The organism is Olleya sp. UBA1516 (genome assembly GCF_002323495.1).
GTDB lineage: Bacteria > Bacteroidota > Bacteroidia > Flavobacteriales > Flavobacteriaceae > Olleya.
On record NZ_DCQO01000021.1, the window covers coordinates 92,733 to 93,220 of the forward strand.

General features: G+C 37.7%; 1 protein-coding gene. It reads right to left on the reverse strand.

Annotated features, from left to right (window positions below; all coding sequences use genetic code 11):
* A partial coding sequence (locus B2989_RS14215; protein WP_292949751.1) for an SdrD B-like domain-containing protein occupies window positions 1-488 on the reverse strand: 488 nt, incomplete at both ends.

Below are 488 nucleotides of genomic sequence, written 5' to 3' on the forward strand. Positions count from 1 at the left end.
TTAATCCGTCATTATCACAATCTGTTATTGCGGTAATTTCTTCAGTAATATCTGCAATGTTATAATTACATTCATTATTAGGATCTGTACCATTTGCAACTTCTACTGAGTCTAAAACTCCATCTCCATCTGAATCGATATCTACTGGTGCATATCCGTCATCTATTGTTACTGTTGCTACACCTTCTAATACAGTTACTATTTCTGGATCTGAATCCGTTGTTGTTAAAGTATCTGTAATATCGGTTGGTAACGTTGTCTCGTCAACATCAACCTCTGTATCTCCTATTGGAATGTCTGTTGCTGCCCATATTCCGTCTATTCCTGTTGTTACTGTCGTTTCGTTTCCGTCAACATCAGTAATAACTATATCTACTCCTTCAATTCCTTCTTCGCCCGCATCTTGAATACCATCTCCGTCGATGTCTTCAAATACAACTCCCGTTAAATCTCCAACTATTGGGCTATTCTCAAAGTTGTTATCTGCA